Genomic DNA, 19,442 nt, shown 5'->3' with positions numbered 1-19,442 from the left:
CGTCGGTACACGGTTCCGCCCGTGGGAACCGGCCTGTTGCGCCTCCTGGTTTCAACTGTCGGACGCCACCTTGCCGCACTCGGCCCGTATGCGACCCTGGAAGGGCCAACCGGGCCTGTTCGACCCCGCGCGGCCCGGCCGACCAGGGATACCGCTATGTCCCAGCGCGCGTTCCTCGACTCCCATGCCGTGTCGGCGGTGCTCACCAGCGCCGCCCTCGCCCTCCTGCTGACGACGCCCGGCGCGCCCGCGGCAGCGACCGGGTCGGCCGCAGCGGCGGGCCCGCAGTCAGCCGTGCTGTCGATTCCGGCCATCGGCGTGTCCGAGCTTCCCGTCGTCCCGTACCGCGGGAGCCCCGACGACTCGCCGGGCACTCGAATCCAGGACCGGGGCGTGGCCGCCAGTCCGCATGGTCCCGCCGGTGGCGTCGGCCCCGGCGAGGTGGGCAACTACATCGTCACCGGACACCGCATCGTGGCGGGCGGGCCACTGCGGGCGCTGCCGTCACTGCCAACGGGCGCGTCCGTCGTCGTGACCTCCGGCGGTGTGACCTACACGTACACGATCACCACTACCCGGACGACCTCTTTCCGCTCCCAGTCCGCCATGGCCGCGCAGCGCGCCGCTGTCCCCGGCTTCCCCGGCGCCGCCCCTACCCGCGCGATGATCACGGTGACCACCTGTCTCACGCCCGAGGACGATGCGGCAGGCAATCACTGGCGGGACGCGCAGAACAACCCCGAGCACCGCATCGACAAGATCGGCGTCCTCACAGCAACCACGTCCTGACCGTCACCACGCCCTGCCCCGTCCACGCCGCGCCTCGTCCTGTCCCGTCCCGTCCCGTCCCGTCCCCGGGAGGGCGAAGGTCACAGGTCCGGCCCTTATGAACCTCTTGCTCCGTATGTCACTCTGGCGGGCAAACCGGCTCGCGCCCCCTGCCCCGACGACCCCGCCGACCAGTACGGAAACGCCCATGCCCCTGCATTTCCCGTCCCGAGCCGCATCCGCCGTGGCGGCTGGCGCCATGGTCGTCCTGTTGGCGGCTTGCAGCACCACTCAGGCTGCCGCCGGCGCGGCGGCTCCCGCACCGCCGAAGATGGCAGCGGCACCCGCTTCGGCCCCGGCCGCCTCCGCCGCGCGGCCGTCCGAGCCACCGGTTACCTCCGTGCAGACCGAGGCCTCCGTCCTGTCCATACCCTCGGTGGGCATAACCGGGCTGCGCGTGATTCCCTACGAGGGCACCACCGACGATGCGCCCGGCACCCGTATTCAGGACAAGGGTGTGGCGGCCAGCCCATACGGGAAGCGTGGCGGAGTCGCGCCCGGCCAGGCGGGCAATTTCCTGGTCACCGCGCACCGCCTGTCGGCGGGCGGCCCGCTGCGTGACCTGCCCGCCGTGGCGAAGGGCGACTCGGTGCTCGTGACCGTGGGCGATGTGGTGTACACGTACGAGATCATCGCGAGCCGCAAGACGTCCTTCCGGTCAGAACGCTCGCTGAGCGAGCAGCGCGCCGCGGTCCCCGGAAAGCCGGGTGCGGCCCCGACCCAGGCCATGATCACGATCTCGACCTGCGCCACCCCGGAAGACCATGCCGAAGGCAACTTCTGGAGCGATGCCCAGGGCAATCCCGAGCACCGAATCGACAAGATAGGCGTTCTCCGCGAGACGACCGCAGCGCCGCCTGCCGGATAGTGCCGCCCAGCCCTCGCAGGGGCGCGGGCGGGCCCCTGCGCGTGCCCGGGAGGCGTTTTCACCGGCCGCGCGACCATGCCGTACGCCGTCGGGAACTGCGCGGCCGGCGCCCGGGCAGCAGCCTCCTGGGACAAGCTGAGGCCCAGGCCTACACCCGCTGCAGGATCAACGCCTACCTGGGCCAGATCAGCACCACAACCGGCAGCGGTCACCTCCAGCGTCTGCAGGCAGATGTCTCCATCGCGCAGCAACGTGTCCAAGGACGGGAAGAGCAGCTCGACAGCGAGGCCATCGACGACAAGCTCACCCACAGCCTCCGCTACGTCAGCGGCAAGATGACCAGCCACGCCCGGTTCCTCAGACTCGAGCACGGCGACGGACTGGTCCGCCTGAACCCGAAGAAGCTCACCGTCGTCACCGACACCCCTGACGGCATCACCGAACTGCTCCGCATCGGCAGCGGCAGCGGCAAGACCCATGTCTGCTACCACCTGGCCGCCCATCTCGCCGTGCACCAGTACTTCACCGCGAACAGCCGGCCCGTGCCCCGCCTCCTCATGCTCGACCGGCCGACCCAGCCCTACGGCCCCTCCGACACGGCCAAAGCACGAGGACGACGGGAAGACCTCGCCCTCGTCGAAGACCGTGCGACAGTCACCGGCCTCTTCAAGCTCATGCAACAGGTCGCCACCGAGCCGGCTCCCGGCTTCCAGATCATCGTCAGCGACCACGCCGACCTGCCCCACCGCTGGTACCAGGACTCCATCCGCTACGACTGGCGCGGCGGCGAGAAACTCATCCCCACCACCTGGCTCGACATCAACCCCACCCCGTAACCACCACATACCGAAGGCAGGTGACCCAGTCCCACCGGGGCAACGGGCAAAGACCCACACGGCGCGAGTGGAGCCCTCTGGCCCGATGGCATTGGAGGTTGGCTCCCTCCACGAGAACAGCGCACCAACCCACCAAGACTCACTGTCTCTCAAACCAATGTCCCGAACTCGAGATCGCATCGGACGGGAGTGCGCGCGGTGTGAGCCCTCAAGTCGGCATCAGGCCGCTCTGGTACGAGATCGCCACCGCTTGGGCCCGGTCGCGGGCGTCGAGCTTGGCCAGGATCCGCTTCACGTGGGTCTTGACGGTGGATTCTGCGAGGGAAAGCAGCTCCGCGATTTCCGTGTTGGACAGGCCGTGGGCGACCTGCCGCAGCACTTCGCGTTCGCGGGCGGTGAGTCGCTCCAGGCGGGCGTCGGCCGGCGCCCGCAGGCTCCCTGAGCGCGTGGGTGCGGGCTGGGCCGCAAGCCGGGTCAGGATGTCGCGGGTGACGGCCGGATCCAGCACGGCCTGACCGGCCGCGACGGTCCGTACGGCGTCGATGAGGCGTTCGGGGGACGCGCGTTTGAGGAGGAAACCGCTCGCGCCGGCCCGGATCGCGCTCCATACGTATTCATCGTGGTGGAACGTCGTCAGGACCAGCACCCGGGTCGGCAGACCGGCGGCCACGATCCGCCGGGTCGCCTCGACCCCGTCGATGCCGGGCATCCGTACGTCCATCAGGATGACGTCGGGGACGAGTTCGTGGCACAGGCGGACGGCCTGGATGCCGTCCGCTGCCCGCCCGGCCACCTCCAGGCCGTCCTCGGTCCCGAGGATCAGTTCGAGGCCGGCCTGGAGCAGGGCGTCGTCGTCGGCCACCACGATCTTGATCCGGTGCTCGTCGTTGGCCGCTCCGTCGGCGTGCCGGGTCATCGAACCGGAAGCGAGACGTGCAGGCGGAACCCGCCCTGCTCGCCCTGCCCGTGTTCGAGCCTGCCGCCCAGGATCGACACGCGTTCGGCGATGCCGAGCAGTCCTCGTCCGGGCTCGTAGCCGTTGCCTGCGCCCTGGCCGTCGTCGCTGACCTCGATGTCGAGGCGGTCCCCCACCCGGCGGACGGTCACGTCGGCGGATCCGGCGCGGGCGTGTTTGACCGTGTTGGTGAGCGCCTCCTGCACGATCCGGTACGCCGACATGTCGATGCTGCTGGGGAGTTCGTCCCGGCCGGGATCCACGTGTGCCGCCACGCTGATCCCGGCCTGCGCCATCCGATCCGTGAGACGGCTCAGGTCGTCGAGCTTCGGCTGGGATCCGGCCGGCGCGGTGCGGCGCAACAGGCCCAGGACCCGGTCGAGTTCCTCCAGTGCCTCGCGGCCGGAGTCTTCCAGTTGCCCGAGCACCTCGCGGGCGCGCTCCGGGTCGCGGTTGAGCAGTCGCCGGGTGGCGCCGGCCTGAATGAGCATCACATTGACGGTGTGGCCGACGAGGTCGTGCAGCTCACGCGCCATCCGGGCACGCTCCCCCGCGATCACCTCCTCGCGAAGCCGGAGTTGGGTCGCGTCGCGTTCCTCCAGGCGCCGCGCGGCGCCGAAGCCGATGGCCCAGACGAGGAGCCACAGGAAGAGCACTCCGGCCGGCACCACGGACCAGAAGTCGCGGTCCTGCTGTCCGGTGAAGTAGGCGATCATGCCGAGGAACGCGGCGAACGGACCGGTCCAGGCCCGGGTGCGGCTCGCGTGCAGGCCGAGGGAGTACAGGCCGATCAGGTTCGCGTACGGGGAGAGCGGGTTCTCCCGACCCCACAGCGCTTCGACGGACAGGGCCGCGGTACCCACCAGGTACGAGGCCAGCGGCGCGGTCCTGCGGCAGGCCAGCGGTCCGGCGACCGCCGCGGCAAACATGACGGCGCGCGTCGTGGGCGTGTCCGCCCCTTCGGTCGGCCCCAATTGTTCGACGAGCATGACGGCGAAAAAGGCCGCGGCGAGTACGACGTCCGCGGCGACGGGGCGGGCGATCAGCGGCCGGCCCGTCGGCATCCGCCACGCACTGGGGGGCCACCACGTGATCAGGTGCTTCGCGGGTCGGCGCATCTCTGCCAGGTCCTTCCAGCCGAGGGGGGCGGACTCCGCAAGCCGGCTGTCCCCCTTTGCCCTGTTGCCCGCACGTTAGCCGGGGACCGCGGGGTGCGCATCGTCCCCATGGGGTACGCGGCCCCCGGACAGCCACCCCTCCCGGGGTCCGCCGGATGCCCCTGGTAGGGGACGCGGCCGAGGCAGCTCGCTTCCTAGCGTGGCGAGCACGAACCGCACCCGCTCCTGGAGGACTCGTGAACCGCTCACCGGCAGTGTCACAATGGCATCGCCCCCTCATGCTGAACTCCGCGCTGATGTGTGCCATTTCGGTGTTCTGCGCCGTCGCCGCGCTGCTCGACGACCGTCAACTCCTGGGTGCATCCCTCTGGTTCAAACCGATGAAGTTCGGCGTGGCCTTCGGCATATACGGAGTCACGCTCGCCTGGCTCCTGAGCAGGCTCAACAAGGGGAGGCGGCTGGGCTGGTGGACCGGCAGCGTCATCGCGGTGGCCGGGGTGATCGACGTCTGCGCCGTCGTCTACGCCGCCGCCCACGGCACCTTCAGCCACTTCAACGAGAACACCGACGCCGTCGCCCGGAATGTCGCCGCAGCCTTCTCGATCGGCGTCATGCCGCTCCTCGTGGCCACCCTGGTCATCGCGACGCTGGTGCTGTTCCAGTCCGGCACCGACCGGGCACTCACCGTCGCCCTGGGCGCGGGGCTCACGCTCGCCGCCGCCGGCATGGCCGTGGCGGGCTGGCTCAGTACCCTTTCCATTGAGCCCCGTACGGTCCCGGACGCGGCCGGGAACCCGGTCGTGCTGAGCGGCGCTCACGGGATCGGCGATCCCGACGGGCGGGGGATGCCGCTCACCGGCTGGAGCCTGACCGGCGGAGACCTCCGCGTACCCCACCTCGTCAGCATGCACGCCATCCACGTCCTACTGCTGCTCATCGCCGTGATGCACCTGTACGGGACCCTCTTCCGCCGGCGGCTCGACGACGGGGTCCGGACCCTGCTCGTCGGTGCGTTCGCGTGCTGGTACACGGGGTTGTTCGCCGTACTCACCTGGCAGGCACGACGCGGCCAGTCCGTGGCGCACCCGGACCGGCAGACGCTGATCGCCCTCGGCACGGTGACGCTACTGACCCTCGCCGTGACCGCCCTCACCGCGCGGCGTTCGCGGCATGCCTGATCCGCCGGTCGGCGGGCGCCTAGTGCTGTGACCGGAAAGGTTCACCGGGTCTGATGCTGTGCTGGCAGGATCGCTCCGTGGATCTTTCTGAGGGGCTGGCTGAGTGGACGGATTGGGACGGTGCCGCCTTCGTGGTGGGCCGCTCGCCCCCGGCCCCGCCCCCGGGCACCTGACACCTGACACCTGACCGGCACGGTGAACGGCATGGTGACCGGCATGGTGACCGGCTCCATACGCACGGTCCCGAGTATGGAGCGCGACACCGTGGGCGCCGCCCCGGGCCCTGCCTACGCTTCCAGCCATGACGAGCGAACTTGCTTCTTCCCCGCCGCTGCCGCTGCGCGGGCGCGTCGCCCTGGTGACGGGCGGTGGCAGCGGCATCGGCCGGGCGTGCTCCGTGGCCCTGGCCGAGGCCGGGGCCACCGTGCACGTGGTCGACATCGACGCGGCGGCGGCCAAGGCGGTCGCCGGCCTCGTCGGCGGCCACGCGCACGTCGCCGACCTGGCCGATCCCGCCGCCATCGGGGAGCTGCCCGAAGCCGTCGACATCCTGGTCAACAGCGCCGGACTCCAGCACGTCGCCCCGATCACGCGGTTCCCGCCCGAGCGCTTCGCCCTGATCCAGCAGGTGATGGTCACCGCGCCCTTCCTGCTGCTGCGCCGCGTGCTGCCGCACATGTACGCCGCCGGCTGGGGCCGGGTGGTCAACATCTCCAGCGTCCACGGGCTGCGCGCCAGTGCGTACAAATCGGCCTACGTCGCGGCCAAGCACGGCCTGGAGGGGCTGAGCAAGGTCGCGGCGATCGAGGGTGCCCCGTACGGCGTGACCAGCAACTGCATCAATCCGGGCTACGTGCGCACCCCGCTGGTCGAGGGGCAGATCCAGGACCAGGCCGCCGCGCACGGGATCGCCGCGGACGACGTCCTGTCCGAGGTGCTGCTGACCCGGTCGCCGATCAAGCGGCTCATCGAGCCCGAGGAGGTCGCCGCGGCCGCCGTCTGGCTGTGCGGACCGCACACCGGCTACGTCACGGGCTCCTCCCTCCCCCTGGACGGCGGCTGGGGCGCCAACTGACCCCGTCCGGGTGACAGCCGTGCGCCGCGCCGCGGGCACGGGGGCGGGGTCCCGTACGGTCCCGCACGTGACCGATGCGACCAACGCGAACAACCCGACCGGGCCCACCGACCCGGACAACCTGAACATCAGCACCGGACCCGGCGCGCTACGGGTCCTCGTCCTCTCCGGGTCCTCCCGCGAGGGTTCGGTGAACACCCGGCTCGCCGCCCTCGTCGCCGGGCAGGTCGAGCGCTCGGGCGCCGTCGTGGACCTCGCCCGGATCGGGGACTTCACGATGCCCACGTACGACGGCGACACGGAGGCGGCCGAGGGCCCGCCCGCCGGGGCGGCGGCCCTGCGCGAACGGCTGCTGGCGGCCCAGGCCCTCGTCATCGCCTCGCCCGAGTACAACGCCTCGGTGCCCGGCGTGGTGAAGAACGCCGTCGACTGGGTCTCCCGGTTCCGGCCGCAGCCCTTCAAGGACAAGCAGACGCTGCTGGTGTCCGCCTCGCCGTCGATGGTCGGCGGGAACCGCGGCCTCTGGGCGCTGCGCGTGCCGCTGGAACACCTCGGGGCCCGGGTCTACCCGGACATGTTCAGCCTCGCCATGGCGCACTCCGCCTTCGGCGCCGACGGCGAGCTGACCGAGGCGGGCCTGCGCGAGCGGCTGGCCGACACGATCGACTCCTTCCTCGCCCTGGCCGAGGCCGACACCCGCTACCTGTGCCTCCAGCGGCGCTGGTACGAGTTCCTCGGCGACGAGAGCAGCGCCCCGGTCACGCAGCGTGCCGAGGGCTGAACGCCTGCTCAGGGGGTGCTCGCAGGGTCAGTGCGACCGCGGGTTAGCATATGAGCGCCGCCTAGCTCGAAAGACGAATCTGTGACTGTCAATGACGACTCGTTCACCAATTGGAAGAACCGCGAGAAGATCGCGGAGTCGATGATCCCGATCATCGGGAAGCTGCACAGGGAGCGGGACGTCACGATCCTGCTCCACAGCCGCTCCTTGGTGAACAAGTCCGTGGTCAGCATTCTCAAGACCCACCGCTTCGCCCGCCAGATCGCCGGTGAGGAGCTCTCGGTCACCGAGACGCTGCCGTTCCTGCAGGCACTCACCACGCTCGACCTCGGTCCCTCGCAGATCGACCTCGGCATGCTCGCCGCGACGTACGCCGCCGACGACCGCGGCCTGTCGGTGGAGGAGTTCACCGCCGGTGCCGTCTCCGGGGCCACCGGTGCCAACAAGATCGAGCGCGGCGAGGGCCGCGACGTCGTCCTCTACGGCTTCGGCCGCATCGGCCGGCTCGTCGCCCGCCTGCTGATCGAGAAGACCGGTTCCGGCAACGGCCTGCGCCTGCGTGCCATCGTCGTCCGCGGGGGCGGCGAGGCCGACCTCGTCAAGCGCGCCTCGCTGCTGCGCCGCGACTCGATCCACGGCCAGTTCCAGGGCACGATCACCGTGGACGAGGCGAAGAGCACGATCATCGCCAACGGCAACGAGATCAAGGTGATCTACGCCAACGACCCGTCCGAGGTCGACTACACGGCGTACGGCATCAAGAACGCCATCCTGATCGACAACACCGGCAAGTGGCGCGACCGCGAGGGGCTGTCCAAGCACCTGCGCCCCGGTGTCGACAAGGTCGTCCTGACGGCTCCCGGCAAGGGTGACGTCCCGAACATCGTGCACGGTGTCAACCACGACACGATCAAGCCGGACGAGCAGATCCTGTCCTGCGCGTCCTGCACCACCAACGCGATCGTCCCGCCGCTGAAGGCGATGGCGGACGAGTACGGCGTTCTGCGCGGCCACGTGGAGACCGTCCACTCGTTCACCAACGACCAGAACCTGCTGGACAACTACCACAGCGCCGACCGGCGCGGCCGCTCCGCGCCGCTCAACATGGTCATGACCGAGACCGGTGCCGCCTCCGCCGTCGCCAAGGCGCTGCCGGACCTCAAGGCGCCGATCAGCGGCAGCTCCATCCGCGTCCCGGTGCCGGACGTCTCGATCGCGATCCTCAGCCTGCGCCTGGGTCGCGAGACCACCCGCGAGGAAGTCCTGGACTACCTCCGCGACGTGTCGCTGACCTCGCCGCTCAAGCGGCAGATCGACTTCACCACGGCGCCCGACGCGGTCTCCAGCGACTTCATCGGCTCGCGCCACGCCTCCATCGTCGACGCCGGCGCGACCAAGGTCGACGGGGACAACGCGATCCTCTACCTCTGGTACGACAACGAGTTCGGCTACTCCTGCCAGGTCGTCCGGGTCGTCCAGTACGTCTCCGGCGTCGAGTACCCGACCTACCCGGCCCCGGCGGTCTGATCCCGCCAGGACCCGCACGGACCATGCCCCCCGAGTGACCCCCGCGGTCACCCGGGGGGCATTCGTCCGCCCGGCCCGGCACCCCGGGCCCGGCAAGATCCGAAAGGGACGTCAGCCGGGCCGTGCGGGTGCTGGACGCGGTCCGCGCGGCGACCGCCGGGCTCCCGCGGCCCCGCGTGGTGGCCGTCGAGTGGCTGGATCCGCTCTGGCCCGCCGGGCACTGGCTGCCCGAGCAGATCACGGCCGCCGGCGGCGAGCCGCTCATCGCCTCGCCCGGCGAGCACACCCGCCCGATGGACTGGGAGACCGTCCGGGCCGCGCGCCAGAACGTACTGCTCCTGCTGCCGTGCGGATTCGCCCCGGAGCGCACGCTCACCGAACTCGGGCTGCTCACCGCCCTGCCCGGCTGGGACGAGCTGCCCGCGGTGCGGGCCGGCCGGGTGTGGGTGCTGGACGGGCCCGCCCACTTCAACCGGCCCGGCCCCCGGGTCGTACGGGGAACGGAGGTACTGGCGCACGTCCTGCACGGAGTCCGCTCCGGGGCCCCGGTCTCCGCCTCGGAGGCTTCGCGCTGCCCCGGACCTGAGGCCCGGGCGACAACACGCCCGGGGTCCGCCCGGGTTGGCGCCCGGGGCCTGACGGCGCCTCGGCTCCGGGGAGCGGCCGGGTCCGGTCCGATGTCCGTCAGGGCCCGGCGAGGGCCGCGGCGAGCTGGGTGCGCGAGCGGACGCCGAGCTTGCGGTAGACGCGGCTGAGCATGCCCTCCACGGTCTTGACCGAGATGAACATGTGCTGGGCGGCCTGCTGGTTGGTGGCCCCCTGGCAGATGAGGTCGGCGAGGCGCGACTCGGACTCGGTCAGCCCGCCCGCGCCCGGGGCCGGGCCCGCGGCCGACGCCGGGCCGCCCGCCCGGTCGAGGAGCTCCCGGGTGAGCTCCTGCCAGGGGCGGGCGCCGGTGTCGTCGAAGACGGCCCGGGCCGCTTCCCAGGCCGCGCGGGCGGCCGCCTGCCGGCGGCGGGCCCGTTCGACGCGGCCCAGGGCGAGCAGCGTACGGGCCTGTTCGAGCGGCAGGCCCAGGTGCCCGAAGGCGGCCGCGGCCCGGTGGAGTACGCCGCTCGCCTCCTCCCCGGCGCCGGTACGAGCCAGCAGGACGCCGTGCGCGCGGTCCAGCGCCGACCGGGGTCCCGAATCGGCAGCGTCCGGGCTCGCGACGGGCCGCGCGCGGTCGAGGAGCTCCCGGGCCAGGTCGAGCCGGCCCGCGCAGGTGAAGGCCTCCACCGCGTCCGGCTGCCAGCGGAACATGCCGGGGTCGGCCGACGGGACGTGGCGCTCCGCCTCGGCCACGGCCGTGAGCGAGGCCACGGCGTCGGCGACGTCCCCGGTGTGGAGCTGGACCGCGCCCATGACCCACAGGTTCCGCGAGACGTACAGGCCGTCGCCCTCCTCCTGCGAGGCGCGGGCACCACAGGAGGCGGTGCGCAGGGCGGCCGCGAACGATCCGGCGGCGCTCTGCGTCAGCGCGGCGGTGTACCAGGCGGGCCCCATGGACAGGCCCGCCGTGGTCGACAGCCGTACCGCCTGGTCGGCCCAGGCGAGCGCGGGCGCGCAGGCGCCGAGGCGGGTGTCCACCTCGGCGAGGCTGCGCCAGATGTCGACCAGGTCTTCGGCGTCGCCCGCGTGTTCGGCGAGGGCGAGGAGTTCCACGAGCCGTTCGCGCGCCTCCGTCAGGCGGTCGTCGAAGACGGCGTGGCGGGCGGCGAGGTACTGGGCGCTGTTGCGGATGCCGGAGTGCTGGGCCGGGATCCCGAGGGCGAGGGCCCGGGCGAGGGTGCGCGGTGCGTCGGCGGCGCCGAGTACGCGTTCCATGCGGGTCCGCATGGTCAACGCGGCGGCCTGCAAGGGCCGGTGGCCGTCGGCGGCGGCGAGTTCGGCGGCCCGGGTGGCCGCGCGCAGAGCCCGGTCGGGGGCGGCGTGGGCGATGTTGGCGGCGATGGCGGCGCGCAGTTCCACGGCGGCGAGGAGGCCGGGGTGGCCCGTCGCCAGTTCCCTGCACCGGGCCAGCAGCGGTTCCAGGTCGGCGAGGGCCTGGCCGTGGGCGTCGACGAGCGCGAGCAGCGCGGTGACCTGGTCGGCGGGTTCGGCCCGGCCGGCGGTCAGGGCGTCGGCCGCCTGCCGGGCGATGTCGACGGAACCGGCGCAGGCCGCCTCCTGGGCCGCGTACGAGAGTCTGCGCACGCGCAGGCCGGACCGGTCCAGCGGGGTGATCTCGGCGGCGAGGTGGAACAGCTCGGCGGCCAGGGCCCGTTCGCCCGCGGCGCGGGCGGTGGCCGCGGCGGCCTCGGTGTCCTCGGCCAGGCCCTGGTCGGGCAGGTTCGCCGCCAGGGCCCGGTGGCGGACCTCGTGGACCGGGTCGCCCACGGCCCGGGCGAGGGTGAGGTGGGCCGCCGCGCGCCGGGGCCGGCCCTCCGAGCGGGCCGCGGCGCGGGCCAGGGCCGCGGCCGTGAAGCGGACGGCGCCGGCGGGGTCCACGCGCAGCACCCCGGCCGCCTGCGCCTGGGCCAGGTGCTCCTCGGCGTCGGAGCGGCCCGCCCTCAGCAGGAGGGGCAGCGAGGGGCGGCTGGTCAGGGCGGCCAGCATCAGGGTGTGCCGGGCGGGTTCGGGGAGCGCGGCCCGCAGCCAGGCCCCGGCCGCGTCGAGCGTCTGCTCGGACAGGGCGGGCCGGTGCCGCTCCGGGGCGGGCAGCCGGGCGAGTTCCGTACAGGACACGGCGGTGAGCAGGCGGTGGCCGCCGCAGTGGCTCTGCAGGGGGCCCGCCCAGCGGGTGGGCAGACCGTGCGCGCCGAGCAGGGCGGCCGTCTCCTCGGCGTCGAGCGGGTCCACGTCGACCTGGGCGGGGTGCCCGCCGAGCAGGCGGGCCGCGGCCTGCGCCCGCCCCTGGACGCGTTCGGTGACGATCGCGGTGAGTCCGGGGGCCGCCAGGGTGCGCAGGGCGTAGCCGAGGACGTCGGCGCTGGCCGGATCGAGCCACTGGGCCCCGTCCACGGCCAGGATCCACCGGCCCGAGGAGAGCAGGGCGGTCACCGCGAGCCGGGCGGGCAACTGCTCGGAGGCGGCGAGCGGTTCGCCGGAGCCGCGGTGCAGCAGCCGGTCGACCACCTGGCCCTGACCGCGCGACAGCGAGCCGAAGTCGGCCGGGCCGCAGTGGGACAGCATTTGGGCGAGCGCGCCGAAGACGTGTTCCCGGTCGCCTTCGACCGTGGTGACGCGCAGCGCCGTCCGCCCGGCCCCGGCGGACGGGGTCCGCAGGACGTCCTCGAGGACGGTGGTCTTGCCCGCGCCCCAGGGGCCGGCGAGCGCGACCCGCCCTTCGCGGTCGAGCGCTTCCACGGCGCGGGCGGTCGCCGCCGCGGCCGCGCGCGGACCCCCGGTGACCGGCGGGGTGGTGTCGAACTCCGTGTCTGGCCTCACGAAGGGGCACCGTAGGCGGCCGCGGAGCGGGAGACAACGGCCGGGGCGGCCGGTCCGCGGGATCAAGGGTTTCCCCTGATGCCAAGGGGTGCCGGTCCCGGCGATGGTGGTGCGACGGCGGGCCGTCCGCGCTCCGGGTGCGGGGTGGCAGACCCGGCGCACCGCGGTCCTCCACGGGAGGAGCGGGGGCCGCGGCCCGGACGGCCCGCCGTGCTCCGTGCCGGGCCTTCCCCGGCCGGCGCGACCGGGGAAGGCCCGGGCGAGCCCGGGGCGGGCCCGGCAAGAGACCGGAGCGCGCCCGGCAAGAGACCGGGGCAGGCCCGGCAAGAGACCGGGGCTGCAAGGGATTCCTCCGATGCTCCCGACACCGGCCCGGGACCACTCTGTTGGCCACCCCGGAGCGCACATCCGCGGCTCCCCCGAATGCGGGCTCCGAGGGGACGAGAAGAGTCCCGTGCTCCCCCACGGGACGTGCATCCCTACCGGCCTACGCCTCCGGTATGCCCCCCATGAAGGGATTTCCGTGCGAAATCTGTCAAACAGGCCTCTGTGGCGCTCCGTTGCGGCCGCCTCGGTCACGGCCGTCGTGGCGCTCGGCGCCCTGGGCTCCCTGCCCGCGCACGCCACGCAGGCCGAGCGGCCCGGGCCTTCCGTGTCCCCGGAAATCCTCCGGGCCATGCAGCGCGATCTCCACCTCTCCGCCGACCAGGTGCGCGACCGCGTCGCCGACGAGGCTGCCGCCGGCCGGGCGGCCACCCTCATCCGGGGCCGGGTCGGTGACCGTGTGGCGGGCATGTGGTTCGACGCCTCCACGGGGCGGCTGAACGCTTCCGTCTCCAACGCCGCGGACGCGGCGCTGGTCCGGGACGCGGGCGCCGTCGCCCGGCAGGCCCGGTACGGCTCGGCCGAACTGGGCGGCGCGGCCCGGACGGTGACGCGCGAGATCGGCTCCGGCGTGGCCGGGGTGGTCTCGTGGGGTCCCGACACCCGCAACAACCGCATCGACATCACCGTGAACCGGGCGGCTAGCGACGCGTCCACCGATGCCTTCACGGCCCGCATCGCCGCCCTGGGCGACATCGTCCACGTGAGCGAGACCGCCCAGAGCCCGGTCCAGCAGGCCGACGCCGTTGGCGGCGAGAAGTGGGTGCCGGGCACCGAGAGCCCGTGTTCCATCGGCTTCCCGGCCACCCGCACCGCCGGAGGGGCCAAGACCTTCCTGACCGCCGGGCACTGCACCAACGACGTCAACCAGCCCGCGTACGGCAAGGACGGGACCCGCGTGGGCACGTCCAACAAGGACGGCAAGAGCAGCGTCAACGCCCAGGAGGGCGACATGGGCGTCGTCGACGTGGACCAGGCGGGCTGGAACCTCGCCCCCACGGTCGCGGGCGACGGGTCGCATGCGGCCATCACGGTCACCGGTTCGGCCGAGGCCGTCGTCGGCACCGCGATATGCCGCTCCGGGCAGACCACCGGCATGCGCTGCGGCGAGGTCACGAAGGTCAACCAGAGCGTGGACTACGGCAACGTGGTCATCGACGGCCTCTCGTACTCCAACGCCTGCTCGGCGGGCGGCGACTCGGGCGGCTCCTACGTGACCGCGACCGGCGGGAAGGCCGTCGGCCTCCACTCCGGCGGCGGCAGCGCCACCTGCACCTCGGGCAGCGGTGAGAAGTTCACCATCTTCCAGCCCGTGATCGAGGCCCTGACCCGGTTCAAGCTGACCCTGCTCACCTCCACCCCGCAGCCGGGCAACGTCACCGTCTCCGCGGTGTCGGCCCAGAGCGGCGTCATCGGCGCCCGGATCGTCGAGCTGAAGAACAGCGCCGAGGGCGGCACCGCCCCCTACACCTGGTCCGCGACCGGTCTCCCGGCCGGCCTGACCATCGCCTCCTCGACCGGCACGATCACCGGTACCCCGACCACAGCCGGAACCTCCACCGTGACCGTCACCGCCACCGACAGCGCCGGCAAGACCGGTTCGGCCGGCTTCTCCTGGACCATCACCACGGCGGGCACCGCCCCGTCCGTGACCAACCCCGGCAGCCAGAGCTCGGCCGTCGGCGCCCCGGCCGACCTCACCGTCAAGGCCACCGGCGGCACCGCCCCCTACACCTGGTCCGCGACCGGCCTCCCGGCCGGCCTGACCATCGGCTCCTCGACCGGCGCGATCACCGGCGCCGCCACCACGGCCGGAACCTCCACCGTGACCGTCACCGCCACCGACAGCGCCGGCAAGACCGGCTCCGCCACGTTCTCGTGGACGGTCACCACCGTCACGGGCACCGGCCCCGTCCTGCAGAGCCCCGGCAACCAGGTCGTCTACATCGGCAAGCCGGTCAGCCTGAACCTCCAGGCCACCGGGGGCACCAAGCCGTACGCCTTCAAGGCCACCGGCCTGCCGGCCGGCCTGAGCCTGAACCCGGCCACCGGGGCCGTCTCGGGCACCCCCACCACCTGGGGCTTCGGCAGCAGCACCCTCACGGTGACGGACGCCGCGGGCAAGTCCTCCTCGGTCAGCGTCACCTGGAACGTCTACTTCTAGTGCTGCCACCCCGGCGGGGCCCCGGCCGGTACCCCGGCCGGGGCCCCCTGGCCCCCTCGGCCTCCTCCCGCTGTCGGCGGCTCCGAGTCAGAGCCAGCCGGGCCGGTCGGTCCCCCACCGGGAGGGTCCCCGGCCCCACGTCGCGCCCCCGAGCGGGGACACCGCGTGCCGCAGGGGCCCGTATCCCGAGGCGGTCTCGCGCAGCCACGGCTCCGGCCCACCACCGGGCACGGCGGCCGCGGACATCGGGGGGCCCGGGACCGCGGCGGCGGCCCCCGGCACCTCGCGGACCAGCCACGAGGCCGTCCCGGCCAGCGAGAACCGCAGCCCCCGGCCGCCGCCGTCCGCGAGGGCCCGCAGGACACCGGCCGCCACCAGGTACCCCGTCCCGTGGTCCAGGGCCTGCGCGGGCAGCACCCCGGGCCCGTCCCCGTCACCGCAGGCGGCGGAGATCCCGTACCCCGCCTGCACGAGCGAGTCGAAGCCCCGGCGCCCGGCCCAGGCACCGCGCCACCCCCACGCGCAGAGCTCCGCCACCACCAGGTCCGGCCGTCGCGCCAGCAGCTCCCGCGCGTCCAGCCCGTACCGGGCCAGCGCCCCCGGACGGTAGCCCGTCACCACCGCGTCGGCGCCGGCGAGCAGCCCCTCGAACACCTCCCGGTCCCGGGCCGCGCGCAGGTCGAGCAGCGTCGAGCGCTTCCCGAAGCCGGTGTCCGCGTACGCGTCGTCGGACTCCGCCGGCTCCGGCGCGTCGATCCGCAGCACGTCCGCGCCCAGCAGCCCGAGCGTCCGGGTGGCCACCGGTCCGGCGATGACCCGGGTCAGGTCCAGCACCCGTACTCCCGCCATGGGCGGCCCGTTCGCGCTCCCGCCCAGTTCCCGGCCGCGCCCGCCGGACGCCCACGACTCCACCAGCGGCTGCGGCTCCCCGTACTCCCGGGCCACGGCCACGGCCAGCCCGCCCGCCGCGTACACCGCCTCCTGGACGACCACCGCCGTCCGCCGGGAGATCTCGCGCGCCACGCCCCGCGGCGTCCCCGCGCCCAGGGCCCGTACCAGCGCGGCCTCGTGGTGCGGGTAGTTGGCGTGCGTCCGCACCCACCCGTCGGCCGCCCGCCAGAAGCCGGACAGCGGCGCGAAGACCACCGGTGCCCGACCCGCCACCAGCAGGTGCCGCTCGCTGACGAACGCCGTGGCCACGGCGCCTTCGTCGACCACCTGGGCCGCCACGTCGCCGGGATCGCCCCCCGCCCGTACGGCGGCCAGTTCCGCCGCGGCCAGCGTGCACGCGCCGACCGTGGCGCGGGCCAGCTCCCGCACGGGCAGCGGCCCGTCGCCCAGGCCGTTCGCGCCCCGGTAGGACACCCGTCCGGCCAGTCCGTCCGCCCCGCCCAGCGCGGCCCATGCCTGCGCCGTCGCACCGTCACGATTCGTCATGGGCCCATCCTCCGCGACGGCGCCCCCGAACGGCCGACGGCCGTGCGCGGACCGGGGTGCCTGCCCGGGCGCTGACCTGGGCTCAGACCCGGGTATCGACCGGGCGCGGAGCACCGTGTACCCGATCGGGCGATGTCGTGCGCCAGGGCGTCTCGATTCGCGCCGTCCGGCGTTACACGACGCGGAACATGAACACCGCCTCGGCAGCCTCGTCTTCCGTCGCGGGCCACGTCGGCGCGTGTGGACCGGGGCGGCCGGCGGCCCGTACGAGGGAGCACGATGACCGACCCGACCGCGGTGGACACCAGGCGTGGAAGGCTGGCCGCGCACTGCCGAGACGTGTGCGAGGCCCCCGCGTTCTCGCTCGCCGTTTTCGCGGTGATCCTCTTCAACGCGGCACTCCTGGGCGTCGAGACGTACAGCGGACTGTCCGCCGAGTACAGCCGGCTCCTCGGGATGACCGAGCACTTCTGCCTGGTCGCCTTCACCCTGGAGATGGTGATCCGCCTGGCGGCGCACGCCGACCGGCCGAAAGCTTTCTTCCGCGACCCCTGGAACCTCTTCGACCTGCTGGTCGTCTCCTCGGCCTTCATCCCGTTCCTGCGGGAGAACACCACCCTGCTGCGGCTGTTGCGACTCGCCCGCGTCCTGCGCACGGCACGGTTCATGCCCCAGCTGCGGGTCCTCCTGGTGGCCGTGGGCCGGAGCCTGCCCGGCACCGTGAGCTTCCTGTTCGTGGGCGCCCTGATCCTCTACGTGTACGCGATGATCGGGTGGATCTGCTTCTCCGGCCACGACCCCGCCCACTACGGCTCGATCGGCCGGGCCGGGCTGACCCTGTTCCTCCTGATGACGCTCGAAGGGCTCGGGGACGCCGTGTACGCCGGGCTCGCGGTGTCCCCCTTGAGCATCGTCTACTACGCCTCCTACGTGCTCCTGGCCTCCTTCGTCCTGCTCAACGTGCTGATCGGCGTGGTCCTCAACGCCCTGGAGGAGGCACGGGAGATGGAGGAGCAGAGCCAGCGGGCCGCGCAGCGGGCGGAAGCGGAGGTGGACGTCGCCGACGAGCTCCTCCTGCGGATCGCTGCGGTGCGCGGCGCCCTCGACGACATGGAGGCCCAGCTCGGCTCCGCGGGGATCGGGGCGCAGCTGCCCGCGGCTTCCGCCCCGGCGGCGCACGCTTCGGCGGGCGCGCGGTAGGCCCTGCCCCTGCCGGGGACCGGACCGCTCGCGGGCACCCGCCCTTCGGGGGGCGGGTGCCCGCGAGCGGTCCCGGGCGGCCGGGGACGCTGGGTGGTCCGGGCAGTCGGGGTGCCGGGGGCAGTCGGGGTGCCTGCTCGACGACGGTTCCGCGTCCCTGGGAGCGGAAGGTCCAGCTCCACTGCACGATGCCGGCTTCGGCTCCGCCGACCACGAAGGTGAAGGCGTTGCCGGGGTCGGCCCGTACGACCTGGGAGCGGGTGGTCCATTCCCTGCCGTCCTTCCGATTGCGGCCGCTGAACCAGGCGCCGACCCGAGGGCCGGCGCCCTCGTCGAACGTGACGTCGGTCGCGTTGGGGCTCCAGCGGCCGATCGCGGACACGTCGGTGACCAGGTCGTAGACCCGGGCGGGTGCGGCATCGACCCATGCGCGTCTGGTGAAGGCGAAGGCCGGTGCGTGCAGGGCCTCGAAGAGGTCGTGTTCGCTGGTGGTGGCGCTCAAGGCGTCCTCCTGGGTGCGTTCGGGATGGGCCCGGGACGGGTCTGCTCCGCCCACGTCATCACCGGTCCCGCCAGGGAGCCAGACCCGCCGGTGCCTATCCACAGCTGGGGCAGGCTGCGGGGTTCGGGTCGGCGCATACTCGGGTCCATGACCGGAAAAACGCAGCTCGGGGACTTCCTGCAGGCACGGCGCTCCCAGCTGCGTCCGGAGGATGTCGGGGTGCCCACCTACGGGGAGCGTCGGCGTGTGCCGGGGCTTCGGCGCGAGGAGTTGGCGCTGCTGGCGGGGGTGAGCGCCTCCTACTACACCCGGCTGGAGCAGGGGCAGTCGCTGAGCGCGTCGTCCGAGGTGCTGGACGCGATCGCCGGGGCTCTGCGGCTGGACGACTCCGAGCGGCGGTACCTGCACGACCTGGTCCGCGCGGACAGGCGGCGTACTCGGGGCCGGGGCCGGCGGCCCGCGCCGGAGCGCGTGCCGGCGGCGACGGCCCAGTTGCTGGACGCGCTGGCGGACGTTCCCGCGATCGTGCTCGGCCTGCGCGGTGACGTACTGGCGTGGAACCGCCCGGGTCACGCGCTGTTCGCCGGGCACCTGGACCGCGACGCCCCGGACCTGCCGGGGCAGCGTCCCAACATGGCCGCACTGGTGTTCCTCGACTGCCACACCCGCGAGCTGTACGCGGACTGGCCGAGCAAGGCCAGGGCGGTGGTGGGGAACCTGCGCCTGGTGGCGGCCCAGCACCCGCAGGACACCGCGTTGCACGCGCTGCTGGGTGAACTGAGTGCCAAGAGCGCCGAGTTCTCCTCGATGTGGGCCGACCACCGGGTCAAGGCGTGCACCGTCGCCACCTACGGGATGCGGCACCCGCTGGTCGGCCCGCTGACCGTCGTTCAGCAGACCCTGAGCCACGGGCCGGGACCCGGCATCGTGGTTGCCACCGCGGAGGCGGACTCGCCCTCGCGGGCCGCACTGACCCTGCTCGCCCGGGCCGTCGCCCAGGACACGGATCCGGCCGTCCGGGCGCGGACGGGGCACCGGGGGCATCGGGCCGGCACTGCCTGACCTCGCGCCCGGCCGTGGTCGAGTTCCCTCTGGTCCAGTTCGACGCAGAGCAGGCTGCG

General features: G+C 73.4%; 14 protein-coding genes and 1 pseudogene. 10 read left to right on the top strand and 5 right to left on the bottom strand.

The features are described from left to right. Positions 1-156: 156 nt before the first annotated feature. The 3 genes from DRB96_RS31775 (at position 157) to DRB96_RS31765 (ending at position 2,532) form a co-directional block, all read left to right on the top strand. Complete coding sequence (locus DRB96_RS31775) at positions 157-789, top strand: sortase (protein ID WP_112451566.1); 633 nt, start codon at positions 157-159, stop codon at positions 787-789. A 238-nt stretch (positions 790-1,027) separates the two neighbouring features. Beyond that, positions 1,028-1,696: a class E sortase gene (locus DRB96_RS31770; protein ID WP_239517886.1), complete on the top strand. Its 669-nt coding sequence runs from the start codon at positions 1,028-1,030 to the stop codon at positions 1,694-1,696. Between the two features lie 41 nt (positions 1,697-1,737). Further along, entirely contained in the window at positions 1,738-2,532 is a 795-nt protein-coding gene (locus DRB96_RS31765) for a DUF3732 domain-containing protein (protein WP_239517783.1), read from the top strand. Between the two features lie 208 nt (positions 2,533-2,740). Here the strand turns inward: DRB96_RS31765 and DRB96_RS31760 are convergent, their stop codons facing one another. Both DRB96_RS31760 and DRB96_RS31755 read right to left on the bottom strand, forming a co-directional pair. Then, on the bottom strand, positions 2,741-3,448 hold the full coding sequence (locus DRB96_RS31760) for a response regulator transcription factor (RefSeq protein WP_112451564.1): 708 nt from the start codon (positions 3,446-3,448) through the stop codon (positions 2,741-2,743). Continuing rightward, the gene (locus tag DRB96_RS31755) at positions 3,445-4,605 is read right to left on the bottom strand and encodes a sensor histidine kinase (RefSeq protein WP_112451563.1); all 1,161 of its coding nucleotides are present in this window, start codon (positions 4,603-4,605) and stop codon (positions 3,445-3,447) included. The genes DRB96_RS31760 and DRB96_RS31755 overlap by 4 nt, the downstream gene beginning before the upstream one ends. 278 nt (positions 4,606-4,883) lie before the next feature. Here DRB96_RS31755 and DRB96_RS31750 point away from each other — a divergent pair, with 278 nt between their 5' ends. The 4 genes from DRB96_RS31750 (at position 4,884) to DRB96_RS31735 (ending at position 9,166) form a co-directional block, all read left to right on the top strand. Next, complete coding sequence (locus DRB96_RS31750) at positions 4,884-5,783, top strand: hypothetical protein (RefSeq protein ID WP_112451562.1); 900 nt, start codon at positions 4,884-4,886, stop codon at positions 5,781-5,783. A 301-nt stretch (positions 5,784-6,084) separates the two neighbouring features. Continuing rightward, entirely contained in the window at positions 6,085-6,858 is a 774-nt protein-coding gene (locus tag DRB96_RS31745) for a 3-hydroxybutyrate dehydrogenase (protein ID WP_112451561.1), read from the top strand. A gap of 121 nt (positions 6,859-6,979) precedes the next feature. Further along, positions 6,980-7,639, top strand: coding sequence for an NAD(P)H-dependent oxidoreductase (locus DRB96_RS31740; RefSeq protein WP_112453932.1), 660 nt, complete (start codon positions 6,980-6,982; stop codon positions 7,637-7,639). A gap of 81 nt (positions 7,640-7,720) precedes the next feature. Next, positions 7,721-9,166: a glyceraldehyde-3-phosphate dehydrogenase gene (locus tag DRB96_RS31735; RefSeq protein WP_112451560.1), complete on the top strand. Its 1,446-nt coding sequence runs from the start codon at positions 7,721-7,723 to the stop codon at positions 9,164-9,166. 684 nt (positions 9,167-9,850) lie between these two features. Here DRB96_RS31735 and DRB96_RS31725 read toward each other — a convergent pair. Then, on the bottom strand, positions 9,851-12,634 hold the full coding sequence (locus DRB96_RS31725) for a LuxR family transcriptional regulator (protein ID WP_162688800.1): 2,784 nt from the start codon (positions 12,632-12,634) through the stop codon (positions 9,851-9,853). A gap of 523 nt (positions 12,635-13,157) precedes the next feature. Between DRB96_RS31725 and DRB96_RS31720 the strand changes: the two genes are divergently transcribed. Next, positions 13,158-15,182: a putative Ig domain-containing protein gene (locus DRB96_RS31720; RefSeq protein WP_162688801.1), complete on the top strand. Its 2,025-nt coding sequence runs from the start codon at positions 13,158-13,160 to the stop codon at positions 15,180-15,182. Between the two features lie 87 nt (positions 15,183-15,269). Here DRB96_RS31720 and DRB96_RS31715 read toward each other — a convergent pair whose 3' ends face one another. Then, on the bottom strand, positions 15,270-16,619 hold the full coding sequence (locus tag DRB96_RS31715; protein WP_112451557.1) for a CoA transferase: 1,350 nt from the start codon (positions 16,617-16,619) through the stop codon (positions 15,270-15,272). A gap of 279 nt (positions 16,620-16,898) precedes the next feature. On the opposite strand from DRB96_RS31715, the gene DRB96_RS31710 reads away from it, so the two are divergent. Continuing rightward, positions 16,899-17,819 carry an ion transporter gene (locus tag DRB96_RS31710; protein ID WP_112451556.1) on the top strand — a complete coding sequence of 307 codons (921 nt, stop codon included), beginning with the start codon at positions 16,899-16,901 and terminating at the stop codon, positions 17,817-17,819. Between the two features lie 103 nt (positions 17,820-17,922). Here the strand turns inward: DRB96_RS31710 and DRB96_RS31705 are convergent. Further along, positions 17,923-18,375: pseudogene (locus DRB96_RS31705) on the bottom strand (SRPBCC family protein); the annotation flags it as partial. Positions 18,376-18,468: 93 nt separating this feature from the next. Between DRB96_RS31705 and DRB96_RS31700 the strand changes: the two are divergent. Further along, entirely contained in the window at positions 18,469-19,383 is a 915-nt protein-coding gene (locus DRB96_RS31700) for a helix-turn-helix transcriptional regulator (RefSeq protein ID WP_112451555.1), read from the top strand. The last annotated feature ends 59 nt before the right edge of the window (positions 19,384-19,442 follow it).

Source organism: Streptomyces sp. ICC1 (genome assembly GCF_003287935.1).
In the GTDB taxonomy this organism is placed as follows: Bacteria; Actinomycetota; Actinomycetes; order Streptomycetales; family Streptomycetaceae; genus Streptomyces; species Streptomyces tritrimontium.
This window is presented reverse-complemented; position numbering and strand designations above follow the sequence as displayed.